This is a genomic window from Anaeromassilibacillus sp. SJQ-1, assembly GCF_046693725.1.
In the GTDB taxonomy this organism is placed as follows: Bacteria; Bacillota; Clostridia; order Oscillospirales; family Acutalibacteraceae; genus Anaeromassilibacillus.
Map to the genome: position 1 here is coordinate 1 of NZ_JBKEIV010000033.1, position 26,581 is coordinate 26,581.

Sequence of the window (26,581 nt, forward strand, 5' to 3'; positions counted from 1 at the left end):
ATAGTGATGAGGCACCCGGACTGGTGGCAGCCCGTGACCCGGAGAGCGGCGAGGAGTTGCGTCATCTTCGATGGTGGGCGGCATGGCTATAACAATCTGTTCTGCGATGAACACGATCCAGCCAAACTGGAACACCGTCCCCTCAAGCGGTATGAGGTCCCTGCCTCCAAGCTGGTGCTGGAGCTGGGTTACAGCATTGACTATGAGGACGAAAAGAGGACTTCGAGCCGGACGAGGCAGATACCGTAGAACTGATCAACGGTGAGCGGATGCCCTGGGAGCAGGTCAAGCGGGACGGCATCGACTACATTGCGCTTTACTATGTGGACGAGAAAGGGAAACAAGTCCAGATTTTGGACGCGGAGCTGGCATGAGTACAGCCATTCCATTCTTCGACAATCCGAGGAGGTGTTCCATGACTCAAGAAGAACATATCCGTCTCTACCGGCTCATGGAAAAGCTCAACTGGTTTTTCCACCAGGAGATGCACTACTTGGACCGGCAGACGGCGGAAAAGACCGCACGGGAGTGTTATCCGGAGATCCGGGAGTTCACATACGATATTTTGTGGAATGACCTGTCCAAAGAAGCGCAGGAGCGGCTCTTGGATGAGGAGGAATCCCTGTGAATACGCTGATTTGCTCTTTTGATGGCCTGCACGACAACAGGGTCCTGCGCTACTGCGCTGACTTTGAAGCCCATACCCTGTACATGGATACCCAGACCGAGGCCGGAGAGAAAGTATCCGTTCACTTCACCGGCCTGCTGGCCGATTGGTTTGAGAATGTGATTCAGGACAACATCCTCTTTGGAATAGATGAAATTAGTGTGGAAGGATTTTTTGAGCAGTACAAAGACCTGCTGGACAGGACCATCCCTTACGGATTTCCTGGCTGTTGCAGCATTGAGGAACTGCGGGAGCGGATGGCAGCGGGAGAAAATCCGGTCATTCGTCATCGACGCCTCCCTTGGGCTGTGTGGATTTGTGCTGGCTAAGGAGGTGGAAATACAATGTCAATCACCGCTTATAAAATAGAAGCCGCCGGACATGACCGAACCGGCAAGGACTTCGGCTATGTGAATATCATGTACCGCTATGGCAACAAGCAGTCCTGTCCCCGGCCGGATCCGTGCCAGAAATGGAAGTTATGTGGGCGGATGAGAGCGTCTACGGGCTACCTGCTCCCGGCAGCAAGGTGGGCGATTTTATACAGACATGGCTAATGGGCTCCTGGAACTGCGGTGTTGTTGACCCACCGGGAGATCGCCCAGCGGCTCATGGGATACCTTCACCGGACTGAAGATCAAGGAGCTGGAATGGTTCGAGAACCCCCAGAGAAAAAACGCTGAAAAATGGCAGAGCCCCGTCTGCCCGTCGGGCTAAATGGCTGCCGGAGCGGGAGGTGGATCTGGGTGTACCCCTCTACTCCGACGCACCATCTTGACTGGCGACAATCCGACTCCCGCTGAAACCGACTTTTTTACCGTCACAAGGATGGATTCCTGGGGCATCGAGCACCTGGTTCATGTGTACCCCGGGGGCCGCCGAACAGCTAATCGCCATGGATTTTGATAATTTGACTGTCAAGGAAATAACCGTTATGGGATAGGAGGAAACAGATGATGACTTTGGAGCAACTGCCCCCGAAGGGCGTAAAGCGAGAACAGGCTATTTTGGAGCTGGGCAAGGAGGAAGCCAACGGCGAACTGCTTCTCCAGCTTGTGAATACAGAAAAGGGCAAGTGCAAAACAGCTGCTCAGAAGGCTCTGGCACAGCTGGAGTATGCCCCCGCCGCCCCTCTTTGGGCCAAGCTGGTCAAGGGCAAATGGATGGGCAGCCATATCATGTCGAATGCCTGCTCTGACTGTGTATCGGAGCAGATCGCCCCGGTCATCCTCAAGACCCTCTCCCAGTTGCTCTCTGAGGCGGACACAAAGCCACTGGAAGACAAGCAGGTAGAACAGTTGAATTTCTGCTTTTATTTGATGTTGGGGAAAGCCTCTCCGAAGATGCTGGAGGTGTATCGTTTTCTGGCGGAAAACACAGAAAGGATCGCCCAACTGAAACACGCCCCATTTTATGACGGCGATAACTGCATCTCGTGGAGGCTTTCAGAAGGGCTTGGGCTTTCCAACGCGAGGCCGAAGGAAATGGAGAAAATTCCTGCCGTAGTACTGACTGCCTCCCTAATCCGCAACCCGGATGAGCGGCTGCAAGCATTGGCCGATGAGCTGAATGAACGTTACGGCGGAAGCTGGCTGATCCCGGTCTTTATGAAGGCAATCATCACCCAGACCAAGGAACAGATGTACGAAACCTATTCTCCGCTTTTGGACACGCCGAAGAGGGGCTATTTGTTCACCGCTCTGGGGATGCTGGATTACCGTTGCTATCCGGACGACTGGACCTTTGAACGCTCTGGCCCCGATGGAATGATCGCTCTGATTTTCTGGGGAGATTACCGCTATGGAGCCTATGACATGGGTTTCGTGTTTGAACGTTATGTGGATCTGGATGAGCGGTGGCTCTTTGATTTGGCAAAAGACCCGGAGGGCCGCAAGCCCACTGTGACATGGCAGACTTACAACCGGGGCGGAGTTCTGTACGAAAGTTACGACGAAATGTTCATCAGCTTGCTGCCCCGCAAGGTGGAGAACCCAGAATTGAAGCGTGTTCTGCGGGACTACTTCCGCATCCGCGGTCAGAAAAAGAAGGTGGCAAAGAGCGTCACCGTTTACCAGGATGCTGCCGAGCGATTCGGAGATTAAGCAGGAATGGAGGAACTGGCATGATCGGGACAGATGAAAACCGGGCGGTGCTCCATGTGGAGGTCATCTTCTGGAGTGGTAAGCGAAAGACTCCCCCAGCTTGGCCAGCGAAAAGTATAGTCCCCATCTTGTAGCCACAGGAACCACTGAATATCTGGGCGTATGCTTCTTGGATGGGACTGAATGTGCGTTTGATGAACCGGCTTTTGGGAATGCCCAACCCCTCTACCCGGATACCGTGGACTATGGCCCGCTGGAAAACAATGTGGAATTCTTGATTTATGAAGGGGCCAATGCCATTGGCAAAGGCCGGGTGCTGGGCAGAACCGTTCCCTATAAAGTAAAGCAACGGAGAAAGTAGGCGTCCTATGTATGAAATTGGAACGATTGGCCGTTGGGAGACCCTCCCGGAAACGGCGGCCGCCATCTGTGACCATGACACTCCCAAGCTGGAGGCACTGCTCCAAGGCGGGTTGAATCTCAATGCTCCCATCCAGCTCAGCGAATATATCAAGCTGATGCCGCTGGAGATCGCGGTTTTCCGGAATGATGTGCCGATGATCCACTTCCTTCTGGAACATGGAGCTGACCCCGACCTAGCAGTGGAACAGCCACTGCTGCTCACCGCCATTCGCTGCTGTGCTCCGGATGTGGCATCCCTTTTTGCTGGGCAGGCCACAAAATTCACTCCCGACCAGAAACGACGGGCTTTCGAGGAAGTTCGCTGGGGCAAGCGCCCGGAGAATATCCCCGTACTGGAGCAGGCCGGGATCACGGTGGTTAAGTTCGGCGGCGAGGCGTTCCGGGCAGCTGTGTCCGATGGATACGCCGAGCTCGCCCAGCTGCTTCTGGAAAAAGGGGCGGACATCAATTACCACAAGCCGGACATGGTGTTTCCTTACGCCTCCACCCCCGTCACCGAGGCCGCCCGCTCCAACGATTTTCCCATGGTGCGTTGGCTCGTCGAACAAGGGGCGGACATCACCATTGCCGACAAGTATGGTGACCGCCCCTACACCGTAGCGGTTCAGGAGAAGAACCAGGAGATGGCCGACTACCTAAAGGCCCTGGAACCGGAGGACTGGCACAACGAACAGGAAAAGGTCCGGCAGCTCATGCTTTACAAGCTGCCTGCCAAGCTGGTGGAATACTTAAAGGCCGGTCCCCTGCGGCTGGAATTTCCGGAACAGGAACTGGTGAAATGGGCGGAGCTCTACTCCTTCATGGATGTGCAGGGAATGACCTGGAAGCGGAAGAAGCTGCTCTCCCTCATGGTGAAGATGGACAACTACAGCGACTTCTTGCTGCTGTGGAGCCCCAGGGACAAAAAGCTGTGGTATCTGGACATCGAGCACGAGGAATTCCACCCCCTGGCCAAATGGGACGACTTTATTCGCAAACCCCGGTCGTTATCTCAATGGGATGGTTGAGGGTGAGTTTGAGGAATAAGGAGCAAGGCCATGACATCAATAGACTTTCTGAACAAGGTACATAAAAGCCTGGATTCGCAGGAATACCGGCTCTCTTTTCACCGGCCAAGTCCAAGAACTATATGCTGTACTGCAACGGCAACTTTATCGGCGGCCTGTTCGATGAGGAGCTGTGTTTCGTCTATGCCAATGGTGTGAGCGAACTGCTGGGGCGGCCGGACCCATCTACCGCGGCTACTCCAGCACCGCCCAACATAGGATGCTGGTGATTCCAGAGGAACATTGGGAGAAGGCGCTGAAACTGCTCTATGCCGAGAAATTTGACTGGAACCGTTTGGTGTATGACATCACCTATACCAGCATCGGCGCGGCTGTAGTGGAGGATTTCTACGATGAGAATGTGGTGTTCCTTCGGTTCTGCTTTGAAAAGGAACTACTGAAAAAGAATCCTCTGGACCGGCAGGGCCGTATCCTTCGGATGGTCTATATCAACCAGGACCTGACAGAAGCGGGCAAATATCTGTTTCCCAGACTGCTGCACAAATTCCTTGCTTTTTCAGATCGCAACGGGAAAACCAGTCTGGAAACCATGCTGAAACGGTGGTACACCGCGCTGGAGAAGGAATACCGCAGCCAGACAGAGGGATAAGGAGGAAAGCGGCATGACAGAAGAAAATAGAACCTATATCACCCATCTCAAGGTCGCTGATGTCCCGTGGCATCGGCTCACCACAGCCTATGGCCGGGGGACGGATTTTCCCGCTCACCTGGCGGTGCTGGAGCAGATGAAAAATCCGAAAGCAGTCAAAAAGGCCCTTTACAAGCTCACCGCCAATATGGAGCACCAGAGTACCCTGTGGCACGCCACCCCTTTCGGCATGGTGTTCCTGAGCCGGATTCTGGAGAAGGCCCTTACAGAGAGCGGCCAGAACCCCGTAGCCCATTTCCTTGCCGGGGAGCTGCTGGACTTCTTTGCCTGTATCCTCCAGTGCTTCCACGATGGAGATAGGATGGAACACGCCGACCCGCTGCCTCTGTTCTCCGACTTGCTGAAGGAAGAATATCTGTGGTCGGAGGAATATGACGAGGAAGAAGACGAGATGCGCTACGAGGAGGACGAAGTCTTCCCCGCGGACTTGTTTTACAGCTTCTATTACTACTCCTGGCAGGCGGTGCTGGCTTACCGGGGCGCACTGGAGCAGGAAGTTTCTCCGGAGTTTGCCCCAAGATGGCGGCAGTTCTGGAAGGGCTGTAAAGGAGGTTGCGCCGATGTTTGAGGAATTCTATGAGATGTACGAACCCGAGGAGCAGGAAGTGGTCGCTCTGATCAATCGCTGCATTGGGGGCGGATATAACTGGAAAGGCAACTTTTGGGAAATGACCGTTGTGACACTGGGCATGGTGTTCTGTGACACCGGCAAGGTCATCACCAAAGAGGAGCGGCTGGATTGGCCGGTCACCGATGAGGAACGCAATAGCGACAAGGGCTGGGGACGCTTTCAAAGCGAGCAGATCTGCCGCCTCAAAATCCGCCGGATGAAGGAAGAATGGGCAAAGGGTCTGGTGGTGCGGCCCTGGTGTATCTCCCAGGTGGTCAAGGCCCATGAGGTCTGCCCGGAGCTTCAAGCCATTCTGGACGAATACTACAAGCCGGTGGTTGTCCAGGACGAGGTGCTGGGTGAGCTGACGCTGAACAAGGACTATGATACCTTTGAGGGCGAGATACAGTGGTGCGGAAAAGATGTGAATCTTTCTCTGGAGGTCAATGCCGAGAGCAAGCCCTCCTGGACCCGCGCACGCAGCGCCGCCAAGAAACTGCTGGCCGACTGCGAAACCTGGGACAAGGCCATGCGGGAGTTTGCGGCCAAGAGTCTGACCGGGCTTGCCAACGACTGGCTCTCCCAGGATGAGGAAAATCCCCGCAATCCGGAAACAGACCCCATCACAGAGGAAGAACTTGCCCGGCGAATCAGCCTGATCGACCTGATCGTCACCTCCGGCGGCAGCTTCACCGCCTATTTTGACTGCGATGAGATGTTCACCGACCATGCGGTGGTGGTCTATGGCTCCATGAAAAAGGGCGTCAAAGATGCCTACATTGAGGGGTAAGGGATTGCCTATGAAACTATATGCGTATTGGCTTGGGCTGCATCCCCTTGATTGGGAATTCTGCTTTATGCCGGTATAAGCCTATAAAAGCTTCATCACAGAGCAGTATCATAAAAACCCCGCTTTTTACAACATTTCAGCGGGTTCCATTGAGCAGGTATTGGCACACATTGATGCCATTTTATCTGCTGCCATGGAGGATTGGAATGAAACCACGAACCATGCTGCCCTGCGCTGCCCCCCAATGATCTTTCCTCTCCCCAAGGGCCAGGAAAGCAATGCGGCGGAATTTGCTATCATTCTCAAGATGGATCATGACGGCGATACGGTAGTCTATTCGCCAATTCCATTGCCCCATCTGGAAAACCAATGAGGAGGTGTATCTATGAAACTGAATTGCAAACGCATTGATTTTACATACACGCCCGGTGAGGAGATCTTCACCTTTCCCGAGGACACGGGACTGCCCTTCCTCTTCGATGTAGAGGAGGAACTGACCGACAATCCTGCCGCCATGGATGCGGTGGGAGAAATGCTGGACGAGGCGGAGAAATTGGCGGAAAAGGCCAAGGCCGCCCTCAAAGCGGCACTGGCGGACGAGGACAGCCCCTGCCACGGCATCGTGACATTTTTCATGGAGTTCCACCGGGACGAAGTAGACGCCGATATCGCGGCAGAGCTCTTTCCGGGAACCGACCCGGCCAAGCTGTCCTTTGCCGAGATGGTGGACTTTTTGCGGCTCAAGCGTTTTGGCAGCTTGGTGGATGGCGAGGACGAGCAGCAGGCTTTTATTCTGGACCTTTCCTTCAACCCGGAGATCACCGACGAGCTGATGGTGGTCTACTTTGACTTGAATAAGGAGATTTTCTGCATCACCCATGAAAGCTAAATTTGTTGCTTGTATTTTCGATCCGGAGCCTACCCAGTGGGGGCTGCGGGGCGACCCGTTTCTGTGGCGGCTTCTAAAGGAGCGGTATCAGACAATGGAACTGTCGTATTCCCCCAGAGTTCTCCGGGAGGAGATCCTCCGCATCTTTGCGGATTTGCCCGGCGAACTGCCTGCGCCGGGCAAGCAGTACTGATGTTAAGCAGTTTACCAAAACGCATGTGGGAATGTCCACTGGCTGGGTAAGCGGAGACTTTTGGCAGGCTACGGCAATCCCGCTGTTGATGGAGCGGTTGGAGCAGGCCAACCGTTCGTAGAACGGCGCTAGAGGAGGCGCGGCGATGAAACAGAATGGCAATTGGTCCAAAGATCTGCCCTCGCTTCTGGTCCAGCAGGTCCGTCTGCAATGGTATAAAGACTGCCGGGGCGGAAATGCCGCTGTGCAGCGGAACCAGTACCCCAGAGCCATGCGGCTACCAAAGAATTTCTTCTCCGATTATCCCTTTGGACTGCCCATACACTTCGCATCTGTCGTGCAAAGGCCCGACGGGTTTCATATCGAAAAGGACTGCCGCAGGCTGATAAAGTGGAAGGCGGACAGCACAATGCGCCTCCAGCCCTTTGAACTCACCCAGCGGGAGAGCGGAGTCCAGGTGCGATACCGCTATGACTGGCACATCGGCGCAATTCCAGAGCGATATACCTATGATAAGACCGGGCAGAAGCTCCCGCTCCTTGAGTTGGCACTGGATTTGTCCCCCGGCGATTATGGGCGGGCCATCTGCAATGGGCGGTTCCGGGACTGGGATACCGGGATCTGGTATTATGCGCTGGATATTTTGAATGTGCTCCTGCCTGCAGCCCCCACCAACGCATTGACCAGTTTTATGGACAGAGAACCCAGTAAGGTATATACACAAATCGACCGGCTGTGGTAACGAAAGACAGGTGGATCACACGATGCTTTCCACAAAAGATTTATCCAATTTGCCCAATGCGGAACGCCTGAAAAACCTTCTGCAAAGGGCTTGCGGCCCTGGATATCATCATGCTGGAGGAGGAATGGAGCTTCATCCGCCGCTATACCTACAATCCTGCATGGCGAAAAGGCAAGGAGGCTTTCTTTGCCACCGATGGCAGCGATCAGAGTATGATTGTTATGTTTGCACCGGAAGGCTGCGTCATCAATGGCGTGGATTCCGAACTCTACGACTGGGGAAAAAACTCCCACGAATTGAAGACCTGATAGATGGAATGTCCCCTGTTCTGCAAAAGCTCATGTCCAGCCGGGAAGTCAAAAAGATGAAAAGTACCTTCTGCGTCTGGACGGAAGACGGAGTCACCTGGCGCTGCAATCCCATGGACGGCAAGGACGCTTCCAAAGACCTGCTCCCCATGATTGACGGCGATCCCCAGACCTATGTGGAGTACGGGAAATGGTTTTATCCCGCCGACCTGCCCTTGGAAGCTGTGCGCCAGCTCGCGGACGGGGCGCCGGTGACAAAGGAACTGGCCGCCGCGCTGAACCCCAAGCGCAGCGACTGGGAGGAAATCAAGATGGGTCTGGATAAAATCGGGTATCCAAATGAACTTTGATAGAATGATTGGAGAGCGCGATGATGGATACGAATTTCAATCCGATCCTTTACCAGTTTGAAATGCTGTCCCTTGTGAATGCCGCTATAAAAAAGCTGAAAGCGGAACATCCGGATTACGAAGTGTTCACCATGAGCCTGACAACGGACTTCACCTCCGGGGTGAGCGCCGTCCACTTTGACAGCCGAGCCTCCTCAGAGCGGTATCTCAAAAAGGAAGCAGAACAGTATCAGAAGTATTTACAGGCTGGCAATCCGGGTATGGCTGAGATGTACGCCCCTACTGGAGAAATTCGGATTACCAATCCTGCGGATTTTGAACTTCCATTCTACGCAGAGATTCAAAATGAATCCTTCCCTTTGGATTTCGAGGAGGAACAGGAGGACGAAGATTCCGAGTTGGAAGATGAGGCGTCATCCTTCTACTGGGAGGAGGCCACCCCGATTCTGAAACAGGTCGCCGCTGTAGCTTATCGAACAGCCAAATCAGAACTGAAAGTGGATGCAGATGCATTTGAGGTCAGTTACAACGGCCCGGAGGATTGGTATTACCCGCTTGAGCAATAATGGAGGTTGCTATGACAAAAGAACGCATCCCCATCTCCGGCGATCTCAAAAGCAAGGTCAGGCAGCTGATGGAATACGCCGGATGGCGGGAAGGACGAAAAGTGGACATCTCCATTGCGGAGCAGTATTACGCTACCCACGGCGTCCCTATGATGAAAGCCACCCAGCGGTTTTACCGCAAGTATTTCGGCCTGTGCTGTGAGTGGTACTTGGAGCAGAAAAAACTAAACTGGGCGGCTGACTTTCAGTTCGCTCTGTTCCCTTACCTGGTCAACGGGATCAAAAACCATTTGGAGGACGCCTATTTCCGGGATATGTCCGGATGCGAGCTGGCAGAGGTCGAACAGGCTGCCGGCCAGAAGTGCCAGCCCATTGGTCATATCGGCTACTACTACCCGGCAGAGGTCTGGATTTCGGAGTATGGGAAACTGTACGCAAAATATGAGTACCAGGACGAAATTGAATGCTTTCCCGATGTGTTTGCCCTGATCGAACGGGATCTGCGGCAGTGCAAATTTAATTCCGCCGCCATGAAAACCGTGGAGGCACTGGATGGAAAGCTGTGAGAACGCAACAAGGAGGAACCGCCATGAGCATGAAAGAAAAATTGGAGTCGTTGGGCAAAAATAGCATTCAGCTGAAAATCGCCAGAAAAGAAACATATAAGCTGGGCGCCACCCGTTTCGGCGGGAAACCGGATGTGCCGCCGGACTTCATTTGGCCCACCTATGAGGGCGAGAGCTACGACCATGTGGTGAAGGACCGCCCCCTCACCTTCCTGGCTCAGCTGAACTGTGCGGAGCTGGCCCAGTTTGACGCGGAGCATCTTCTACCTGACCACGGCCTGCTCTCCTTCTTTTATGAGACGGACACCCAGTGCTGGGGCTATGACCCCGAAGATAAGGGCTGCGCCCGCGTCTACTGGTTCGAGGACAGTTCCGCGCTGTCCGCCGCAAGCTTTCCCGCGGATATGGAGGAAGATTTCAAGTTTCCTATGGTCAAGATCAAGCTGGATTCAAAACCCTCCTATCCTTCCTGGCAGGACTTCAGCGAGGTGTTCCCGGACGAGAAGGATGACGACGCCTTCAACAATGCCTGGGATGAGCTGACCGTCAAGGCCCCAGAGGACCCGGAGGATCGTTCCCAGCTGCTGGGCTGGCCCGATGTGATCGAGAACAGTATGTTCAGTGAGTGTGATCTGGTGACCCAGGGCTACTATCTGGGCAACGGCTGGATCAAGATTCCGAAAGAGGTCAGCCAACGGGCAAAGGAGAGCGCTCTTGACCGCTGGATGTTGCTGCTCCAGCTGGATACCGTGGAGTGCGGCGACTTTGAGCTGATGTTCGGGGACTGCGGGCACATCTATTTCTACATCACCAAAGAGGATCTGGCCGCCCGCCGCTTTGACCGTGTATGGCTGATTCTCCAGTGCTGCTAAGGAGCGACCAAAATGTTGCGCCCTATTACCAACACAGAGCCGGTGGACAACGAGTTCTTCCTTCGGGATGGAGCTGTTTATTTCTCCGGCCTGTATGAAAACGACCTGCTCAAAGGTGTTGCGCCCAAAGACTTCTGCTGTTGGCATTACTGGGGCAGATCTTCTACGGCCTGCTTTCTGGGCGGTATCCGCCTGCGTGGGGCGGACCCCACATCTTTTCAGGTGTTAAACTTTGCCTACGCTATGGACAAAACGGCAGTCTACACCACCAGCGGGAGAATCCCTAATGTAGATCTGGCAGCCTTTCAGGTGCTAGACAATGGTCGGAACGAATCGGGCGCGCCCCAGGGCTATGCAAAAGACAGCCGGCAGATCTACTTCCACAATGGGGACGGTAGGGTGAAAATCGTCAAGGGTGCGGAAGTTCCCACATTCTGCTCCTTGGGCGATACCTTCTTTGCCAGAGATCATAAACGGATCTATGCCTATGGAAAGCAGCTTCCCAAGGCGGATCTGGCATTCTGGGAACTGCTTCGTCACTGGTATTCCAGGGACGCTAGGCGGGTGTACTACCTCAACCGGGAGATCAAGGGGGCTGATCGGGACAGTTTTGCAGTATGCACCCCGCTGAACGCGCCCCCGCTTTCCGACCATCTGGCCCGTGACAAAGACCATTTTTACCGGAACGATGAGAGGATAGAGGAACTGCTTTGGCTGGAACGGCTGCGCGAGATGACCCAACAACCGTAAAGGAAGGAAAAACAGCTATGGACTATTTGAAGATACTGCGTGAAGACCCTGATTTAGCGGATGAATTTGATTCTCTTTTTGACTTCTTCCTGCTGGATGAGCTATCCCCACGGGATGACGCGGACGGCCGATGCACCTTTTCCCTGCCCGGCATGGCGTTTGCTAGAGATGGCTCCGGCGGGGAATACCATCTGTTGGAGGATGGCTCCATCGGCTATAACAGCAGTGAAGGTGAGACGGGCCGTCTGGCAGAGAATATGGACGAGCTCTTTTCTCTGCTTGTAAACTGTATCTGCTGGCAGGACTGCTGTGACGCAAAGCAGTATTTGGATTCCAAAACATTGGAGGAATATGGGCAGAAGCAGCGCGTTATCAACTTAGAAGATATTGATGTGGACATCTGGCGGCGGGTTGCCAATGTCTTGGGGATTTCTGTGGACAAGGAGCTGGCCCCTGTTCTGGAGCGGTTTCGCAAAGCAACACAGCGCCAGCCCCTGTATCAGTGTGTTTTCCATGAGGACGACGGAAGCCTGACCGAATCCTACGGCCTGATGTTTGAATAGAAAGGGAAGCAAGTGGATTTCTGTATTTGGCGCAATCAGATATTGCAAAATCCCCAGGACATTTCACCGCTGAAATTCGGAATGTCGCAGGGTGAGGTCATAGAGATCTTCGGTAAGCCTGATACCGTTTCCACGATGAGAAGCGGTGGGAAACCTTTGATCCTCAAATATAAAGACATTGAACTGCATTTCGATAGAAAAGCCCCTCATGGGCTCTACTTAATTTATAGCGACGATGAGATCGAGCTGGGCGTCACAACCGAGCACGAAGAAAGGAGCAAGCCCTATGAAAGTCTTTGACCCAGATTATAAACTGCTGGACGAGATGTACCAGGACGAATACTATCCAGATTTTTTGGTGGACAAGGTAAAGGATGAGCTCCAGAAGGTCATCGACCTGCTGAAGAGCGGCGAAACCGACACCGAAGCGGTGCAGGAAGCGCTGGACGAGGCGGTCTGCGGCATCAATGATCTCCAGGAGGAATTTGATGAGAACGACAGTGAGATCGAAACGGTGGCGCGGGAGTGCATCGCGGCAGATGTGGCCTACATTCTGGAGTGGTTTGGCATCCCCATTGACACCGAGGAGGCCATCCGGGAAAGAGACTGGTGAAACCCATGGCAGAAAAAGAACTGGTTGTTTGTGATGAGTGCGGCGGTCTGTTTTTCAGGGGCTCCTCACAGATGCTGGGGCTATGCCCGGAATGCGCCCATATTCTCTATGGCTACCCGAATTGTCCCCACCATTTCCAGAATGGCCGGTGTGTGAACTGCTATTGGGACGGCTCCGAAAGCGAGTATATCAAGTCGCTGAAAAGGGATCGAAATTATGGCTTGGGAATATGAAACCTTTAGCCCGGACGGTCAATGCAGATTGTTCGGGGTGAATATCTTTGACTATGATTGGAAAACCACCGGCAGGCAGGTAAAAGTCCAAGACCCTATCTATCACCAGAACCATATCTTTGAGGTCTGGCAGGTAGAGATCGATGGGCAGGTCTACCGCTTTGCCGCTGGAGAGTTCTCCAACTGCATATGGGGATTTTATCTGGAGAAGAATTGATGAGAGGAGCGTGAACCCATGAAAGCCAGCGCCGGAGAGGTCTATACGGTCTACAACAACTACCTGGAACGCTACACCGCCTGTCAGGTGGCCTACATTGCGCCGCCGGACACGGTGAGCAGCCAGTCCTGGGCGGTGATCCTCTCCCTGGACTGGGTAGGCGACGCCCCTCTGACGGCAGAGGAACTGCCTCGTCTCCGCCCGCTCTACAAGGACTTCATGTACTGGCCCCGTGCGCTCCATCTGCTGCGGGTGCCGGTGGAAGTCCCGCCCCAGTACACGCTGGTGGGCACTCTGCCGCCCTTCACCGACGAGTCCTGCCCCTCCTACGGCGGATGGAACGACGGCTATGACGTGTACCGCCAGATGATGTGGCAGGCCATCCCGGAGGAGCGGCGGCGGGCCTTCAAGGAGGCTGCGGGCAGCCGTGAGGAAGTGACCATCGGCGGCCAAATCGTGAAGAAGTGCAGCCATCGGGTGATGGACCAATACATCCCTTTTGGCTCGGCGCTGGAATTGGAGGTACTGCCCTGCCTCTCGGACCTCATTTGTGAGCAGTGGCACCCGGATCTGCCGAAGTTTTTGCGGGGGAACCCCTTCATCCACGAACTGACCTTACTGAACCACGGCCAAAAAATACTTGATCTGCGGGGGACCAGCATTGGAAAGCTGATGCTGGATATGACCGGCCTTCGGGAACTGTGGCTGGGCGAGGAAGCGGAACAGCTCCTGTTCCAAAACAAGGGGCCGGACGCCTGCACCATCCACGCCCCCGGAGATGGCAGTAGGCTGACCCTCCAATTCATTGGAGAATACCGCCCTCACCCAGAGCTGCCGGGACTGTGGGGACTGCACGGCATCCAGCTGAAGGATTTTGACCTGTCCGGCCTTCCCGCTGCCCATCCCCGCCTGAAGGAGCTGCGGCTCTGGGGCGCGCCGGGAAACCTGCGAAACTTCTCTGCGGTGACTCAGTTCCGGGAACTGACGGACCTCTCCACCTATGACCTGTTCGGCTTCGGCGCGGGAGACATTCCCACCCCGGAGCAGATGCCGGCGCTTCGCTGGTTCTGGATGACCAGCCTGCTGGAGGACGCGGCAAAGGCGGCAAAGAAACTCTGGAAAAGCAAGCCGGGAATGGACCTGCGGATCACCAAGCCTCGAAAATCGGAGTGGCTGGCACAAAATCTGGACAATCCCTTTCGGGGCTGGGACGGCGCAGAGCAGATCCCCGCTGCCTCCGCGAAAAAAGCGGCCAGCCAATACCGCAAGACCCGCGCCTTGCTGATGAAGCTGGCCAATCAGCCAGGCGGGGACGCCCAGACCTGGGCGCTGGAGGCGGTAGCAGCTTATACCCAGACCTTTAACAAGATGGGCTTTATTGAAACCGAGGAGCGGGATGAGATCTACATGGCCCTGTGCGGGATTTTGGATGCCCTGCCAGAAAACACGCTCCAGAAGGATGTTCTGTTGGAAAAGTTTGAAGAACTTCGCGATTTTTGAGGAGGGGTGAGAATGGAACAAAGAGTTCTTTACAATGGCCAAGTTCTTACCCTGACACGGTTTTTGGGGACGGGAGAGCCCTGCCTGTGGATCACTGATCCTAAGCAAATCGGAATGCCAAAAATGGCGTTTGTGGGCGGATACCCAGATGAATACTGCATTTTTCTGAAAAATCTATCTGAAACAGAGTTGGCACAAATCACATCGCTGGACGGCGCTCCACTGGATGTGAAAAAAGAACTGAGTGACATCAAATGAGGTGAACACCATGAAGGAGCCTATCACAAGCCTGCTCCCCAAGCCGCCAAAGTATATCGATGTGGACTATCGGACTTTGCCTGACATCGACAACAATCCGCTGTTCTATGTTGAGGACACGCAGGAGATCCTGTGCTATTAGACGGACGGGAAAAAGGTCTACTGGCGGTTTTCCGAGGTGTCCGGGGATGTAGAGCATTTTGTATGGTTCAATGGACGATTTGCCAAGGACGGCAAGTACTGCTTTCTCCAAAATACAAAGCTGCGGAATGTGGATCATGCCTCTTTCACGGTGCTCAACAACTGCTACACCAAGGACCATCAAAGTGTCTGGACAACCGGCGGCCGGTTTGAGCCGGAGGACATCGGCTCCTTCGTTGTTTGTGATGATGGAGTGGGACTGATTGAAAGAATCCAGACCATGATCGATGGTACACTGCGGCCCGTCCGGGTGCAGATTCCCTATGGATATGCCAAAGACAGCAAAACCGTATACTATGAGAATTTCGCCGGTAAGATTAAGGTCTTGAAAAAGGCTGGCCCTGCTACCTTCGTTTCCAAGAATGACGGCTATTTCGCATGGGATGCCAAGTCCATCTTCTGGAACGGTTATCTGCTGCAGGGAGTCGACCTGCAATCCTGGCACATCGTAGACGCGCAAAAGGCGCTCTCAAGGGATGCCAAGCACTTCTATATCCAGAACAAGCGAGTGACGGAAGATGAATGGAACCAGAAGCAGCTCTGACAGGAAAGGACAAACCCTATGGCACTACAAGATAAGAAAATGATGCCTCCCCCTGGCTGGCACATCGGGAGATCGAGCGGTACTCCATTGGCTGGACACCCTCTCATCTGAGGAGCGGACGGAATACCGCTCCCTCTTTCCTGAGCCGGTGACCTGGAAAGGCTGGTGGGATAATGAGGACAGCGGCGAAGTGCTGGAGCATAGCAACTTCTGGGTGGATACGTGGCAGCCGGAGGGCAGGCCCAAGTACACCTGGCAGTGGCTCCAGCAGGAGTTTGCCGCTGGGAGAAAGCGAGAACTGTGCCTGTTCTGGGACCATCAGCCTGTCCAGGATGGCAGCATTACAAAAAGCTGCCTCAGCCAGTGGTGGATGGAGGATTTCTATTCCATCGCCGACTCCTATCTCTGTATAGAGCAGTATACGATGGCGGGCAAGGCGGAGCTGTTTGGCGATCAGGAGATCCGCAAGGAGATCCTGGCGTGCAGCGACCCTCAGCAGATCAAGACCCTGGGCCGTAAGGTGCGGGGCTTTGACCAGAAGGTGTGGGACAGGTTCAAATACGCCATTGTGCTCAACGGAAACTGGTGCAAATTCAGCCAGAACCGTGATCTGCGGGAGTTCCTCCTCTCCACCGGGGACGGTGTGCTGGTGGAGGCCAGCCCCTATGACAGCATCTGGGGCATCCGGCTCTCGGCCAGCTCCCCCGAGGCCCAGGACCCGATGAAGTGGCGGGGACAAAACCTGCTGGGCTTTGCGCTGATGGAGGTACGGGACGAGCTGCGCCGGGTGACTGAGAATGAAATGCTGTGCGATTGGAGTATGGTATGGGGACAATGAAGCTCTATGAACTGGTCAACCACTATCACATCGGCACGGAACTGACCTGCGCCGAGGCGATGTTCATGGCCTGCAATGAATATTACCATCTGAACTTGTCCGAGGAGACCCGGAAGATGTTCTCCGTCATGGGCCTTGGGATGCAGACGGAGCAGTCCTGCTGCGGCGCCTTCACCGTGGCGGTAGGGATCATCGGTCTGATGACCGCCAAAGAGGGGCAGACAGATGTGGACAATACGGATGGCTACCAGATGATTGCCGAATTGACGAGCTTTGTGCTGGGCTTCTACGAAACACTCCACTGCGTTGAGCTACAAAGGTTGGAAATCGTGGGCTATGAAAACCCCTGCCACGCCATTGTGGAGGCGCTGGCTAAGAAGCTGGAGGAGCTGCTGGCGGGCCGCAGCATCTTTCGCCCGGCAAATGCGGGACAGATCGGTTCATGAAAAGAGGGGATCTTTATGCAGCGGGACAGATATGAAAATCGAGATGCCTTCTATCGTGTTCTTCTGTCCGTTGCAGAAACAAGAGACCGTGAGGCCGCGGCCGCCTTTGCCTTTGATAACTATGCCAACATGCCAAAAGATGAGGAAGAACGCCTTGGATTTACCGAGGAAGACCGGGAACTGATTTTGACCTTGATGGCGATGGACGCTGGCGAGGAGTTCTGGTACAACAAAGAGGAACTGAAAGCGCTCATTCAGGCCGCTTGGAAAAAAGAGAGCAAGTTGCCCCAAAACTCTTAGCAGATGAATTAGAAACGCTTCGCAACAGTATCTATCACGGAGAGCAGGAACTGATCTCCGCCCTGACACCGGAGCAGTTCTTTGCCCTGCTGTCTCATGACTATGACGCCGGTTTTGCAGCTGGCAAAGCCTCCGCACAGAAGGAGATCCTCTGCATGCTGGCTGCGGACGGGATGCTCGTTGAGAAGATCGCACTCCTGCTGCGGATGAAGATGGAAGCGGTGCGGGAGATCATGGCCACCAAGCAGGCCCACATTGAGAAATGTAGAAAGAGACTGGAACAGGAGGTGAAGCCATGAAAAAACTATGCCAATACGGAAATCGGCGGGATAACGAATGGGAGATCCTGCCCCTGGATACCTGACCCGCGCCCGCCTTTCAAAATTTGGGTGAAGCCGGAGCAGATCGCGCCATTCTTTCTCATTCCCCACCACCCCTATGCGATCTCCCTTCTGCTGAAGATCAGTGACGGATTCCGGGCAGAAGAATTCTGCCGGTTGGGGCTGGCCGGAAGTAGTGGGGACTGGGAGCGGCTGGTCCGTGGCGTGATCCAGGAGTTCGAGGAAAACAACAGCGGTCGGGATCTGTTTCACTTCGACTCCGACAAAGATGTGTTCTGCGTGTACTCCCAATTTATCGACGACTTGATGATGCTGTCCAAGATGATCTGGGCGGCCTGTGCCGATGAAAAATCGATGCGGGCTTATCTGGATATGGCACATGGGAAGGAAAAACCGTGAACTTTACATTGTCTCGCGACGAACTGCTGGTGCTGTGCGACCTGCTCCGCCGGCTGGAGGATGCTGAGGGCATCTTCCAGGACATGGCGGAACGGCAGGTATTCTGGCACATTCAGGCGCAGCTGGACAAGGAACTGGCGGAACCATTCCAAGCCGACTATCCAGCCATCCTCGAAGCGGCCCGCCGCGTTGTGAGGAAGAAGTATTGAGATGGAGTACATCAAGCTCTTTTGGGAGGACGCGCCGGAGGGAGAACCGCCGCTCATCCTCTATGAAGTGGATACAGAAAACGAGCGGCTGCTGATCCCCACGCTGGGGCAGATTTTTCCCGTCAAAGCCCCCCATCAATGGAGATGTGCATGAGGAATTTGATTTCTGTTTTGACAACTGGATTGGGAAAGAGGACTGGGAACGCTGGATGCGCCTTGTCCGGGGCAGCTTGACGGGTATGACAGCAGAGGAATCAGCCTTCCTCCTCTCCATTCTGGGGTGGATTGAAACCGCGTTGACCCACACCGGCGTTATGGTTGTGGAAAGCAACCTGTAAGTAAACCTTTCGCGCAAAATCAAGTGAATGGAGAAAAGAATATGAGCAAGGAACTGTATAAAGCGTTTATCGACGGCCTTGTGGAACGGAAAGGCAGTATGACCGCCCGGTGGATGAGGGGCGATGGTTTCCCCCAGACGGGTGACAATAAGGCCAAAAACGAACTTCTCGCAGCACTGACGCCGGAGTAGAAAGAAGTGCTGGCGGAGCTGCTCAGGACAAACATATTGCGGGTATTCACGATACCCTTGCGTATATCAATGAGACAATGGATCTGGAGGGGCTGGAGCTTCATCAGGACGGTGAATCCTATCCCAACAATTATTTTGAGAGCCTGCACTATGACTTCATCAGCTGTTGTGACGGTGTTGAGTGGCCGGAATAAAAGGAGTCGTGACAAATGTATATCAAAAAATACTGGGGCAACTTTATTGGAGGTTCCGATGACAGTTTGAATCTTGTGGCGTTTTTGGAAGACCAGAAGAAAGAGGAAATTTCCCTCAGCGAGATCTTTGCCAAGATTGGACTGGATAAACAAAACTGGGACTTTCACCAGACCGTGGAATATCTGGAATTCACTCACTCCAATGGCGTGGAGATGGACTTCCACTTCGCCATTGATGTGATCACCGATCTGGCCGCCATTCTGCTGGAGTGCAGCGTCAGCGGCAGTGTGAATCTCCATGATTTGGACGAGTATAGCACGCCCTCCCGCCGCATCCGCGTCACCGCCACGGCGGAGGAACACGATGCCATGGACAAGGCCCTGGCGGATTTCGCCCAAGATCCCCTGCCCTATGACCTCCATGAAATGATGGGCGACGAGGAGATCGAGGAGATGGCCCGGGATGTGGAGGCGCTGCGAAAGGAGCTGTACAAGTCTGCCGGCCGCAATCGGGACTACCATGTGAAGGCGGAAAACATGAAGGATCTGCTCCCCGACTGGGAAGGGGCCGAAGGCTGCATCGCCACCAACCGCATCACGGTGGAGGGCTGCAAGGTGGGATACTGCTACCGGGAAGAACCGGACGGCGACTGGGACAGCGGCTGGCGCTTTACCGCCGCTGTCGAGAGCGACGAGTACATGGACGACCCCAACAACGCCGGGCTTTACAATCTCAACTCCATCTGCAACGACGATCCCGACATCATTTCGCTGCTGCATACACCCGCCCCCTGCGCCTTCGAGCGGGATGAGAATGGCGTGTTTCAGCAGATCAAAGACTGGAAGCCGGAACAGGACGAGGAGGAACCGGATATGGACATTTTGGAACAGTGCCAGAAATGGCATGAGGAGGACAAGTACCAGAAAATCATTGATGCGCTGGAGGCCATTCCCGCCGAGGAGCGCACCCCTGAAATGGACAGCGAACTGGCCCGAGCCTATAACAACTGGGGGGCAATCCGCTCCAATCGGGATGTACTCAAAAAGGCCATCGCTCTGCTGGAGCCCCACGAGGAATACTTTGCGGGTGACCATTTCTGGAACCTCCGCATGGGCTATTCCTATTACCATCTGGATCAGGAGGGCCGCGCCGTGCGATACTTTGAAAAGGCGCTGGAAGCCCGCCCCGATGACGAGGATACCAAAGAATTGATTGATTCGTGCAAGAAAGGCATTGCCCTGCCGCAGTTTCGTGAGTGCTTCCGGGAGCGGACGGAATCTGCGTGGGAGGATTTCGCCGAGCAGGAGGGCCAGCTGCGCCAGATCATGGACGCGGATGAGGACAACGAGCGAGGCAAGGAACTGATCCATCAGTGTGAGGAGATTTTGAACCAGGCATTTGACGAAATTTCCTTCGAGATGGGTTTCAATGGCGAAAAATATGAACTGATCCTCACCCCGGAGGGCGACAAGGTCAAGCTGTTCGAGCTGGTTTACTTCCAGAAACACGCTCCAAAGGAGGTGCTGGAGCACTGGAACATCCTGGTGGGCCGTCAGCCCTTCCAGAACATCGGTCTGCGGACCGACGATGGATGGGACATCTCCGGGGAGGATGTGCGGATCTGGCTGGAGGAGCAGGGTGAAAACAGCTTTGCCATCTCCGCCTACTGTGAAAAGCTGCTGCCCATGCTCCGGGAGGGGGAGGGCCGGGCCTGGTGGATGCTCACCACCCTCACCGACCAGGTGCTGGGCGAGATCCCGCATATGCAGTACATAGACAGTTTTGATGTGCTGGAGGAACCCAAGGCAGAGCCGTCCATCCCCATGTCCCAGCTACCAGACAAGTTGCGGGAAAAGGGTCTGGACCTGTCCACCGGCCCGGAGAGCTATCTGGCGAGTTATCTCGGTTATAAGCTGGAACCCAACGAGGACCCGGACGCCGACTGGCGGCTGGATACTATGGCGGGCTCCACCTGCTGTGCCCAGCTGATCAACGGCTATCTGAACGCGGACAACGACTTCACGGACGAGTTGCAGGCGGACGGCGCGGTGGCAGGCTTCTTCTGCTATCCCCTGGACACCCTTCGGGAGGAGGAAGGGACCCAGAAGATTTTCGACTTTCGGGACCAGCTGGAGGAGGCCCTCACCGCCGGGGACGGCCCGGAGGTGCTCACCCTCACCGGCGGGGCCACCGGCCTCTTCTATGGCTATGTGGACTTCATCGCCTGGGACATCCGGGCGGCGCTCAGAATTGCCAAGGAGTTCTTCGAGGACAGCGGCATCCCCTGGGCCAACTTCCACACCTTCCGCCGGGAGGCGGGCACGGTGGCTCTGAAAAATCTGCCCGAGGAGGAGTCGGACGACGAGGAGCAGGCCAACGAGCTGGAGGAGACGCAGACGGGTATGGATTACATCCCCTACACCCCGCAGAACGAGGAAGAATTCTTCCAACAGCTGGAGCAGTGGAACGACGAGGACGAGTACACCCGCTGCATTCAGGCATTGAACGCCATCCCGGAGGACTGGCGAAACTACCGCACCTCCTACGCCCTGGGACGGGCACTGGAGAACTACGCCATCCTGGGCGACCATCAGGAGGGGACCCCCTATTACAAAGGAGAAAAGGCCCTGCGGCGTGCCATCGAGGTGCTGGAGTCCGTCCGGGAGGAGGGCCAGGACAAGGCGGAGTGGAATATGCGGATGGCGTATGCCTATCAGTATCTCTATGAACAGGAGGAGAAAGCCGTCCCCTATGCCCAGCGGTGGGCGGAACTGGACCCGGAGAATGAAGATGCCCAGGGAGTGATCCGGGAGTGCCAGGAAGAGATTGTCAAGCGCGCCGGGGCGGCGGATGAGGACGAAAATGAGGCAGACCACACGGGCGTTTTTTCTGGCTTTGTCCTCCTGTCCAAGGGAGAATGGGACAAACAGCAGTTCATCCGGGACATGAAAGAAAAATGGGACATCGTTGTGGAGGAATACGACGCGAGCGAGGACAAGAGCGACGACGCCCTGGTGTTCGAGGTGGGCGACATGCTCGCCGCCGTCAGCTTGGCCTCCTACCCCATCCCTGGCGGCGAGGCCGAAACCAACGCGGAAAACAACTATATGTGGGAAGATGCGGTCAAGGTTGCCAAGGAGCACCGCGCCCATATCCTGGTGGCGGTACTGGGCAAGGAAGAAGATCTGTTGGAAAAGGGCAAACTCTATACCAAACTGGTGGCCGCCTGCTGCCGGCAGCAATACGCCACTGGCATCTATACCAGCGGCGTGGTGTTTGGGCCCCGCTTCTATGAGGGCTTTGCCGACATGATGAAGGAAGATGAGCTTCCCACCTTTAACTGGATCTGGTTCGGCCTCTGGCGGAATAAGAACGGCTTGAACGGCTACACCTATGGCATGGATGCGTTCGGTAAGGAGGAGATGGAGGTTCTGGGCACCGGCGCAGACCCCAACGACCTGCGGGACTTTTTGGCCAGCCTGGCGTCCTATGTGCTGGAGAATGATGTGGAACTCCACGACGGAGAGACCATCGGCTTCTCGGCAGATGATAAGCACGCCATTACCCGCAGCCCCGGCGTCGGCCTGCCGGAGGAACAGATGACCCTAAAGATCTCCTGGGAGTCATCGAACGGCGACCCAGACGATGACGGCGAGGATGACTCAGACGGCGAAGAACCCCAGGATGAGGAATCAGGCGTTCCAGAGGTCTATACCGAGGAGGACATGGAGGCCATCGAGAGGCACATCCAGCAGTATTTCGGCAAGTTCGAGAATGTGTTCCATGAGTTGTCATCTCCGGACATCCATGTGGACATCTGCGTGGTGCCGCCCTCCAAGGAGCACGACTACTATACCCTGGTCACCATGGGCATGGGTGCTCACCGGATGAATGTACCGGAGGAACTGGCGGAATACAAACTGGAGCGGGCGGAGCTGGCCATCGCTCTGCCGAAGGACTGGAAGCTGAAGTATGAGGATCTGAAGAACGAGCGGTGGTACTGGCCCATCCGCCTGCTGAAGGTTCTGGCCCGTCTGCCCATTGTCAGCGATACCTGGCTTGGCTTTGGCCATACTATGGACAATGAGGAAGACTTTGCAAAAGGCACAAAGCTCTGCGCTGCCATTCTGACCGGCCCCCAGGATACGGAGGACGGCAGTGAGGTCTGCGTACTGCCGGGCGGCGAGGAGGTCAACTTCTATCAGGTGATTCCCCTCTACCGGGACGAATTGGAATATAAGATGGCCCATGACGCAGACGCCTTGCTGGACAAAATGGACGGCATTAGCTTTGTTACATACAATACCCGTCCCAACGCCATTACCATGGGCACGATCGGCAGCGTTGAGGACGACGGCGTTATGGAAATGGACGATGCCGATTGGCACCTGGAAACTATTCAGGAAAAGAACCTGCCGGTGGATGAGCTCAACGCCTATAACCACTTGACCATTTACCTGCGTTGGTGCATGGAGCATGACCTGATGGGCGAAGATTTCCTTGCGGAGTACGGAGAGGTAGTAGAAAAGGTCAAGGCTGATCCTGCCAGCGTGGACCTGCGGGAGTTTATCCGAGATGAGCTGGATGGGCAACTGGTCGGCCCGATGTTCAACAAGATCGGACGAGCCTTTGCCTCCTACTACTATGGGGAGGCGGACAGCCCCTATTTCCCCAGCGACATCGACGATTACGCCATTGGTGTCATTGGGCAGGAGCGCAATTACTCCGACGAGATCCAGGACGAGGCATACCTATTCATCCCCTTTGACGAGGACTACTATCAGGCCATGGCAGAGGTGATCGAAGAACGCTTTATCAACTGGCAAGGACAGGATTTTGACGAGGACACGCTGGAGCCTTCAGATCTGGCCAAGGCCATGATGGAGTATCTGGACTGTGAATGCACCTATTTCCCCTCTATGAAGGACGATGACCCCATCATGGCAGCTTACAGCTATGCCAAGCGGGACAGCGCCCAGGAAGGCTTTGTGCCGGTGCTCATCAAGGCAGATGACGAAGTCCTGTGGGAATGCCTTATTATGAATTCCGATCCGGACAATGACGGCGCGGACGACTATACCTTTGACCCGGACAAGGTGGCGGAACACCGGAAGAAGATGTTGTCCGCCCCCATCTGGGACGGGAAGGCAGTCCTGGGGGAACTGATCGGTCAGCGCAAGGAAGAAGCCGAGGATGACGATATGGACTGGGTGGAGGAGATCCTGGGCGAGATGGAGGGCGGCGATGACAATGACCGCTTCTCCAGCTACTGGGATGATGATACTGAGATGACCTATCCCCTCATCCTGGCCAAGATCCCGGTGAAGAACCCCTGGGAGATCTTCGCATACCTGCCCTTCGGAAACTGGAACGAGTGCCCCGGCACGGAGGAGCTGATGGCGGCGGCAAAATACTGGTTCGAGCGGTACGGCGCGGTGCCTGCCGCCATGAGCCATGATGAGTTGGAGTTCCTGCTCCCGGCTCCTGTTCCCGAAGAGAAGGCCATGGATGCGGCGGTGGAATTGTACGGCTTCTGCCCTGATGTGATCGACCAGGGGCCGGAGGATGCCACCGTGGGCGCTCTGGCCGACGTGCTGCGGCAGTCCACTGTTTGGTATCTCTGGTGGGATTGATGGGAGGCTGCGCAGATGAATGAATATTTGAAGAGATATATCGAACTGAAAAAGCAGTTTCAAGAAACGGAAGGAAATTCGAACAGTGTCCGCGCCCTCTACGACTTCAAGGAGAAACTGGAGCAGAATGAGGATAAGCAGGCCAAGGAAGTGCTGGTGGATGTGTATGATCTGCTAGACTTTAAGAAGGATGCCTACGAGCTTCTCTGCCAAATCGGAGATCGCTCCGATAAAAAGGCCCTCAAGCGGCTGGGCACACTGAAGGACTATGCGGAAAACTTGGGCAACCACTACGCCCTCCCCAAACCCAAAACGCCGGAGGAAAAGCAGCGCGAGAAGGAGCGGCGGGTCCAGCTGGGCCTGCCCGCCTTCCGATATCACCCGGACCCTCTGGATACCGGCGCTTTTAAGCAGTCCGAGGAGGGCGTTGTCTGCTACTGCTGCGGCAAGACAACTCATATTTTCTATACCAGTCCATTCTTTTCTGTGGAGGAAATTGCGTATCTGTGCCCGGTGTGTATCGCCAGCGGTGAGGCGGCCCGGAAGTATGGCGGCAGCTTTCAGGACGATTACTCCGTGGACGACGGTGTAGACGAATCCGGGAGAAACTGGATGAGCTCCTCCACCGCACCCCCGGCTACTCCGGCTGGCAGCAGGAATACTGGCGCGCCCACTGCGGCGAGCTACTGCGCCTTTCTGGGCTATGTAGGGGCCAGAGAGCTGCGGGCACTGGGTGTGTTGGAGGAGGTACTGAACGATCCCATGTGGGACGATGAGCAGAAGAAAATGATTCAGGAATCTGTCAATGGCGGGCATCTGCAATGCTATCTGTTCCAGTGCCTCCACTGCGGAAGGCACCTGGTCTGGATGGATTTTGATTGAGGAGTTTTCCTATGACCGCACAGTTATATCTTCAAAAAGCAGAAATACAATTAGCAAGAGGACTGGAAGAAAAAGCTCTGGAAAGCCTGTTGGCGGCTGCTTGCCTGCCAGGATGAGGATACCGTCAGCAAAGCCCAAGCCCACTGCCTTTTGGGTGAATACTGGCTTGTCCATCAGCAATATGTCCAGGCACAGGAACAGTTCGGCTGGATCTCCGACCATGCGGAGCAGCTGAAGCAGAACTATGACGACCTGCTCAATGAGGAGATCCGGGAAGCTGAGGTACTGCTGAGAATTATGCGGAGATTTCGACTGAGTTCGGAACAATGACTGGAGAACAGGTGAGATACAAGCGATGAAAACCAAAACACTGACCATTCAACTGAATGATGAACAGTTGCCTATCCTCCCAGCGGAACCGGTTGCTCATCTCACCTTCACCATCCATGATAGCAGTAATGAGTTAGAGCTGACGGGCAACCAGCCGGGCTGCTCCTGCTGGCGAAAGCCGTTTTGGGTATGGCGGAAACCATTCGTGAGGATGGATTCCACATCCATCTGGACGACCTGATACGGCATCAACGCCGAGGGAAAGAGCATCCTGATCCGAAGGGAGGAACAGTCAAAGCCATGATCGAAAAAACCTTTATCAACCCCGCCACGAACAAACAGTGGCGAATTGAAATAGATGATCAAACCATCCGAACCTGCTTGAATGGCGGGAAGGTCAAGGAGATCCTGTGCGTCTCCGCCTTTCAGGTCAAAAGCAAGGCGGCCAGCGCCATGATGGGCCAAATGCGGAAAGGATTTGTCTATCAGAATCTGGACGCCGCCGTTGCGGAGAAGCACGGTGCCACCGGTTTGTCGGAAAGGACAGCAACGGCTTCATGCCACTGGCTACTGCCCTCACGCGGGATGACTTCTTCCTTACGAGGGTGGCCGGCGATTTTGAGGCAGGAGATCCTCTATCACTTCGATGGCAACGGGGAACCCCTCGAAACGGTTTCGCTGGGCGCCAAGAGAATGACTTATGAGCAGATTCTCTGCCCCAATGATACCCTGCTGCTGAACAACAGCTATCTTCTCCAGCAGTTCTCTTCCGTACCCATGAGATTACGCCCTTTGCCAACAAGAAC

Annotated in this window: 36 protein-coding genes and 8 pseudogenes; all 44 read left to right on the plus strand. The window is 55.0% G+C overall.

The annotated features are described in order from the left end of the window. Positions 1-249: pseudogene (locus ACGCCZ_RS07210) on the plus strand (hypothetical protein); the annotation flags it as partial. 166 nt (positions 250-415) lie between these two features. Beyond that, positions 416-628: a hypothetical protein gene (locus ACGCCZ_RS07215; protein WP_411655673.1), complete on the plus strand. Its 213-nt coding sequence runs from the start codon at positions 416-418 to the stop codon at positions 626-628. Next, positions 625-996, plus strand: coding sequence for a hypothetical protein (locus tag ACGCCZ_RS07220; RefSeq protein WP_411655674.1), 372 nt, complete (start codon positions 625-627; stop codon positions 994-996). The genes ACGCCZ_RS07215 and ACGCCZ_RS07220 overlap by 4 nt, the downstream gene beginning before the upstream one ends. 143 nt (positions 997-1,139) lie before the next feature. After that, positions 1,140-1,301 carry a hypothetical protein gene (locus ACGCCZ_RS07225; protein WP_411655675.1) on the plus strand — a complete coding sequence of 54 codons (162 nt, stop codon included), beginning with the start codon at positions 1,140-1,142 and terminating at the stop codon, positions 1,299-1,301. Between the two features lie 319 nt (positions 1,302-1,620). Further along, entirely contained in the window at positions 1,621-2,769 is a 1,149-nt protein-coding gene (locus ACGCCZ_RS07230) for a hypothetical protein (protein ID WP_054323091.1), read from the plus strand. A gap of 169 nt (positions 2,770-2,938) precedes the next feature. Beyond that, positions 2,939-3,130 carry a hypothetical protein gene (locus tag ACGCCZ_RS07235; protein WP_411655676.1) on the plus strand — a complete coding sequence of 64 codons (192 nt, stop codon included), beginning with the start codon at positions 2,939-2,941 and terminating at the stop codon, positions 3,128-3,130. A gap of 7 nt (positions 3,131-3,137) precedes the next feature. Further along, positions 3,138-4,218: pseudogene (locus ACGCCZ_RS07240) on the plus strand (ankyrin repeat domain-containing protein). An 11-nt stretch (positions 4,219-4,229) separates the two neighbouring features. Then, positions 4,230-4,848, plus strand: a pseudogene (locus ACGCCZ_RS07245) (hypothetical protein). A 13-nt stretch (positions 4,849-4,861) separates the two neighbouring features. Next, positions 4,862-5,476: a hypothetical protein gene (locus ACGCCZ_RS07250; RefSeq protein WP_411655677.1), complete on the plus strand. Its 615-nt coding sequence runs from the start codon at positions 4,862-4,864 to the stop codon at positions 5,474-5,476. Beyond that, the gene (locus tag ACGCCZ_RS07255; RefSeq protein WP_054323096.1) at positions 5,469-6,308 is read left to right on the plus strand and encodes a DUF2262 domain-containing protein; all 840 of its coding nucleotides are present in this window, start codon (positions 5,469-5,471) and stop codon (positions 6,306-6,308) included. Before ACGCCZ_RS07250 ends, ACGCCZ_RS07255 begins: the two co-directional genes overlap by 8 nt. A gap of 160 nt (positions 6,309-6,468) precedes the next feature. Then, positions 6,469-6,681 carry a hypothetical protein gene (locus tag ACGCCZ_RS07260; RefSeq protein WP_411655678.1) on the plus strand — a complete coding sequence of 71 codons (213 nt, stop codon included), beginning with the start codon at positions 6,469-6,471 and terminating at the stop codon, positions 6,679-6,681. A gap of 12 nt (positions 6,682-6,693) precedes the next feature. After that, a complete protein-coding gene (locus ACGCCZ_RS07265; RefSeq protein WP_054323097.1) occupies positions 6,694-7,197 on the plus strand; it encodes a DUF2004 domain-containing protein in 504 nt (167 codons plus the stop codon). Further along, complete coding sequence (locus tag ACGCCZ_RS07270) at positions 7,187-7,390, plus strand: hypothetical protein (RefSeq protein WP_411655679.1); 204 nt, start codon at positions 7,187-7,189, stop codon at positions 7,388-7,390. Before ACGCCZ_RS07265 ends, ACGCCZ_RS07270 begins: the two co-directional genes overlap by 11 nt. Before the next feature lie 145 nt (positions 7,391-7,535). Continuing rightward, positions 7,536-8,132 (plus strand): hypothetical protein, encoded by a 597-nt coding sequence (locus tag ACGCCZ_RS07275; RefSeq protein ID WP_411655680.1) that lies wholly within the window; start codon positions 7,536-7,538, stop codon positions 8,130-8,132. A 110-nt stretch (positions 8,133-8,242) separates the two neighbouring features. Further along, entirely contained in the window at positions 8,243-8,440 is a 198-nt protein-coding gene (locus ACGCCZ_RS07280) for a hypothetical protein (protein WP_411655681.1), read from the plus strand. 8 nt (positions 8,441-8,448) lie between these two features. Continuing rightward, positions 8,449-8,790, plus strand: a complete 342-nt coding sequence (locus ACGCCZ_RS07285) for a hypothetical protein (RefSeq protein WP_411655682.1) — start codon at positions 8,449-8,451, stop codon at positions 8,788-8,790. A 20-nt stretch (positions 8,791-8,810) separates the two neighbouring features. Next, positions 8,811-9,356 carry a hypothetical protein gene (locus tag ACGCCZ_RS07290; RefSeq protein ID WP_411655683.1) on the plus strand — a complete coding sequence of 182 codons (546 nt, stop codon included), beginning with the start codon at positions 8,811-8,813 and terminating at the stop codon, positions 9,354-9,356. 11 nt (positions 9,357-9,367) lie between these two features. Then, a complete protein-coding gene (locus ACGCCZ_RS07295; RefSeq protein WP_054323176.1) occupies positions 9,368-9,922 on the plus strand; it encodes an SUKH-3 domain-containing protein in 555 nt (184 codons plus the stop codon). 23 nt (positions 9,923-9,945) lie between these two features. Then, positions 9,946-10,794: a YwqG family protein gene (locus tag ACGCCZ_RS07300; RefSeq protein ID WP_411655684.1), complete on the plus strand. Its 849-nt coding sequence runs from the start codon at positions 9,946-9,948 to the stop codon at positions 10,792-10,794. Between the two features lie 12 nt (positions 10,795-10,806). Then, entirely contained in the window at positions 10,807-11,544 is a 738-nt protein-coding gene (locus ACGCCZ_RS07305; protein ID WP_411655685.1) for a DKNYY domain-containing protein, read from the plus strand. A 17-nt stretch (positions 11,545-11,561) separates the two neighbouring features. After that, on the plus strand, positions 11,562-12,107 hold the full coding sequence (locus tag ACGCCZ_RS07310; RefSeq protein WP_054323102.1) for a hypothetical protein: 546 nt from the start codon (positions 11,562-11,564) through the stop codon (positions 12,105-12,107). Between the two features lie 12 nt (positions 12,108-12,119). Further along, positions 12,120-12,407, plus strand: a complete 288-nt coding sequence (locus ACGCCZ_RS07315) for a hypothetical protein (RefSeq protein ID WP_054323103.1) — start codon at positions 12,120-12,122, stop codon at positions 12,405-12,407. Further along, positions 12,394-12,720: a DUF5713 family protein gene (locus ACGCCZ_RS07320; RefSeq protein ID WP_054323104.1), complete on the plus strand. Its 327-nt coding sequence runs from the start codon at positions 12,394-12,396 to the stop codon at positions 12,718-12,720. The genes ACGCCZ_RS07315 and ACGCCZ_RS07320 overlap by 14 nt, the downstream gene beginning before the upstream one ends. 5 nt (positions 12,721-12,725) lie before the next feature. Next, positions 12,726-12,926 (plus strand): annotated as a pseudogene (locus ACGCCZ_RS07325) (DUF4241 domain-containing protein); the annotation flags it as partial. A 10-nt stretch (positions 12,927-12,936) separates the two neighbouring features. Then, positions 12,937-13,170: a hypothetical protein gene (locus ACGCCZ_RS07330; protein ID WP_054323106.1), complete on the plus strand. Its 234-nt coding sequence runs from the start codon at positions 12,937-12,939 to the stop codon at positions 13,168-13,170. A gap of 18 nt (positions 13,171-13,188) precedes the next feature. Beyond that, the gene (locus ACGCCZ_RS07335) at positions 13,189-14,670 is read left to right on the plus strand and encodes a hypothetical protein (RefSeq protein ID WP_054323107.1); all 1,482 of its coding nucleotides are present in this window, start codon (positions 13,189-13,191) and stop codon (positions 14,668-14,670) included. A 12-nt stretch (positions 14,671-14,682) separates the two neighbouring features. Continuing rightward, entirely contained in the window at positions 14,683-14,928 is a 246-nt protein-coding gene (locus ACGCCZ_RS07340; protein ID WP_175055198.1) for a hypothetical protein, read from the plus strand. A gap of 10 nt (positions 14,929-14,938) precedes the next feature. Beyond that, positions 14,939-15,070, plus strand: a complete 132-nt coding sequence (locus ACGCCZ_RS07345) for a hypothetical protein (protein ID WP_256366514.1) — start codon at positions 14,939-14,941, stop codon at positions 15,068-15,070. Positions 15,071-15,085: 15 nt separating this feature from the next. Further along, positions 15,086-15,673: pseudogene (locus ACGCCZ_RS07350) on the plus strand (DKNYY domain-containing protein); the annotation flags it as partial. 148 nt (positions 15,674-15,821) lie between these two features. Further along, the gene (locus tag ACGCCZ_RS07355) at positions 15,822-16,511 is read left to right on the plus strand and encodes an NADAR family protein (RefSeq protein ID WP_411655686.1); all 690 of its coding nucleotides are present in this window, start codon (positions 15,822-15,824) and stop codon (positions 16,509-16,511) included. After that, complete coding sequence (locus ACGCCZ_RS07360) at positions 16,481-16,957, plus strand: C-GCAxxG-C-C family protein (protein WP_411655687.1); 477 nt, start codon at positions 16,481-16,483, stop codon at positions 16,955-16,957. Before ACGCCZ_RS07355 ends, ACGCCZ_RS07360 begins: the two co-directional genes overlap by 31 nt. Positions 16,958-16,972: 15 nt before the next feature. Then, the gene (locus tag ACGCCZ_RS07365; protein WP_054323110.1) at positions 16,973-17,257 is read left to right on the plus strand and encodes a hypothetical protein; all 285 of its coding nucleotides are present in this window, start codon (positions 16,973-16,975) and stop codon (positions 17,255-17,257) included. Beyond that, positions 17,221-17,556 carry a hypothetical protein gene (locus ACGCCZ_RS07370; RefSeq protein ID WP_054323111.1) on the plus strand — a complete coding sequence of 112 codons (336 nt, stop codon included), beginning with the start codon at positions 17,221-17,223 and terminating at the stop codon, positions 17,554-17,556. Before ACGCCZ_RS07365 ends, ACGCCZ_RS07370 begins: the two co-directional genes overlap by 37 nt. Continuing rightward, a pseudogene (locus tag ACGCCZ_RS07375) lies at positions 17,553-17,997 on the plus strand (Imm51 family immunity protein). Before ACGCCZ_RS07370 ends, ACGCCZ_RS07375 begins: the two are co-directional and overlap by 4 nt. Further along, entirely contained in the window at positions 17,994-18,206 is a 213-nt protein-coding gene (locus ACGCCZ_RS07380; protein WP_054323113.1) for a hypothetical protein, read from the plus strand. The pseudogene ACGCCZ_RS07375 and the gene ACGCCZ_RS07380 overlap by 4 nt, the downstream one beginning before the upstream one ends. 1 nt (position 18,207) lies before the next feature. After that, positions 18,208-18,312, plus strand: a pseudogene (locus ACGCCZ_RS07385) (DUF6881 domain-containing protein); the annotation flags it as partial. Positions 18,313-18,352: 40 nt separating this feature from the next. Beyond that, entirely contained in the window at positions 18,353-18,544 is a 192-nt protein-coding gene (locus ACGCCZ_RS07390; protein WP_054323114.1) for a hypothetical protein, read from the plus strand. 41 nt (positions 18,545-18,585) lie between these two features. Next, a complete protein-coding gene (locus tag ACGCCZ_RS07395; protein ID WP_411655688.1) occupies positions 18,586-18,735 on the plus strand; it encodes a DUF6547 family protein in 150 nt (49 codons plus the stop codon). A gap of 77 nt (positions 18,736-18,812) precedes the next feature. After that, positions 18,813-18,929, plus strand: a complete 117-nt coding sequence (locus tag ACGCCZ_RS07400; RefSeq protein WP_330395892.1) for a DUF6547 family protein — start codon at positions 18,813-18,815, stop codon at positions 18,927-18,929. A gap of 15 nt (positions 18,930-18,944) precedes the next feature. Next, a complete protein-coding gene (locus ACGCCZ_RS07405) occupies positions 18,945-24,563 on the plus strand; it encodes an immunity protein Imm33 domain-containing protein (RefSeq protein WP_411655689.1) in 5,619 nt (1,872 codons plus the stop codon). Between the two features lie 15 nt (positions 24,564-24,578). Then, positions 24,579-25,445 carry a CbrC family protein gene (locus ACGCCZ_RS07410; protein ID WP_425117356.1) on the plus strand — a complete coding sequence of 289 codons (867 nt, stop codon included), beginning with the start codon at positions 24,579-24,581 and terminating at the stop codon, positions 25,443-25,445. Between the two features lie 150 nt (positions 25,446-25,595). After that, a complete protein-coding gene (locus ACGCCZ_RS07415; protein WP_411655690.1) occupies positions 25,596-25,775 on the plus strand; it encodes a hypothetical protein in 180 nt (59 codons plus the stop codon). Between the two features lie 25 nt (positions 25,776-25,800). After that, positions 25,801-26,016, plus strand: coding sequence for a hypothetical protein (locus tag ACGCCZ_RS07420; RefSeq protein ID WP_411655691.1), 216 nt, complete (start codon positions 25,801-25,803; stop codon positions 26,014-26,016). Continuing rightward, positions 25,965-26,581, plus strand: a pseudogene (locus ACGCCZ_RS07425) (hypothetical protein); the annotation flags it as partial. The gene ACGCCZ_RS07420 and the pseudogene ACGCCZ_RS07425, both read left to right, overlap by 52 nt.